Source organism: Halorubrum alkaliphilum (genome assembly GCF_017873815.1).
GTDB classification, from domain to species: Archaea; Halobacteriota; Halobacteria; order Halobacteriales; family Haloferacaceae; genus Halorubrum; species Halorubrum alkaliphilum.
The window spans coordinates 1-1,542 of record NZ_JAGGKQ010000058.1; the positions used below are offsets into that span (position 1 = coordinate 1).

At 52.9% G+C, this 1,542-nt stretch carries 1 protein-coding gene; it reads left to right on the forward strand.

Annotated elements, in window-relative coordinates; translation table 11 throughout:
- The first annotated feature begins 144 nt into the window (after positions 1-144).
- Positions 145-1,335, forward strand: coding sequence for a transposase (locus tag J2751_RS15435; RefSeq protein WP_209487340.1), 1,191 nt, complete (start codon positions 145-147; stop codon positions 1,333-1,335).
- The last annotated feature ends 207 nt before the right edge of the window (positions 1,336-1,542 follow it).

Here is a 1,542-nt window from a genome sequence, read left to right on the forward strand (position 1 = left end):
GCGTGCTTCCAAGCGAAGTGTGAATTCGATCCGTCTGTTTGTGAGTGATTGCTGAAAGATAGCGACACTAAAACGCCGTTGCTTCGCTTGAGCGAGGCAACTTCTCAAGTTGTTAGAAGGATGGTGCGGTAGGTTGATGTGTTCATGACCACCTCCGCACCGACTGGAACTATCGTCCCGACAAATGAAGAGCTACCGGTTCTTCGACTTTCTCAACCAGAGTGCCCTGACTGTGGCGGCCCTGTCTCCAGGAACGGTGGATACGAGCGGCACCCGCAGGGCTGCCAGCCCCTGCGGGTGCAGCGATACATCTGTGCGAACTGTCGCTCGTTTTCGCCAACACACCCTGCTGTTGCAGACGATCACCACTATCCACGTGCAGTCACACAACTCGCCACGACCATCGACGTACTCACTGATTCCTCGCTCGAAAATCGTCAAGACGTTCTCACCATCCATTACAACGTCCGGCCCTCTGATCAACAGATCCACAACTGGTGTACCGAGCAGACGGCGGAGATCGTCGCAAACGATCTTCCCGTCGTCTCCGGCGTTTTCACCTATGACGAACAGTATCTCACGATTGACGGCAGCCGCGCATATCGGCTCACTGTCTACGACGAACTACTTCGTGCACCGGTCGCCGAAACCATCGCCGACCGGTGCACCAAAGAGACCGTCCGCGAGTTTCTCACCACTGTCCTTGGGGAAAAACCAGTTCACGTTGTCACAACCGATGGCCGGTCAGACTACCCCGAGATAATCGAAGACGAGCTTGACGCTGTCCACCACCGCTGTAACTTTCACTTCCTCAAAAACGGTGAGAAGAAGCTTCGCAACACCGTTTTCGAGAGTGTTCGCTACGCCAACACAGAACGTCTCCGCGGCGCAATTGTCTGGAGTGAGTTCAAGCAAGTGTTTGCTGCGCAGTCGTATGAAGCCGCAGTCCGTCGGTTTGGGGCAGTGCTCGATAAAATCGAGCAACTGCCCAAGGAGTTACGAACAGCCGTCAAAGACGTGATGGAAGAGTTTGATACGTTCCTCGGTCACCTTCGGCATGAAGCAGTTCCAAGCACGACGAACAATCTGGAGCGGTACTACGGCCACACGAAACCGACGCAGATCAAGCGTCGGTTTCGGTCAGATGAGCACGCACGAGCGTTTCTGAAACAGCAGATGTACCTGCGCACGCTCAAGCAAGGACTCATGTCTCGTGAACGGTCGCTTTCGCTTGGCCGCAAACTCTTTCCAGCCGTGTCAATAGAACAGCTTGAACCGTTGTTTACCGAGTCCAAACAACGGTACTTATTATGGCGAGATCGAGAAACAGACTGAAGATTCTCTGACAGCGCTGCCCGCCCGTCTGGAGCGGCAGCGCTGTCATTCTATGCAGATATTACGTGAAAAGTGACCGAATAAAATACAGTCTCTGAATATATTCTATATTTCTCGTTATGTTTTCGCTGGAATCCCGTTTTCCTGATTGAATGCTGAGGGAAGTCTTCGTGTACTTTCCACAATCACAGTTCATTTGGATGGGGC

Bases quoted from the DNA above. Each gene is read 5' to 3' on its own strand.
- J2751_RS15435 (WP_209487340.1), top strand. From the start codon at position 145: ATGACCACCTCCGCACCGACTGGAACTATCGTCCCGACAAATGAAGAG.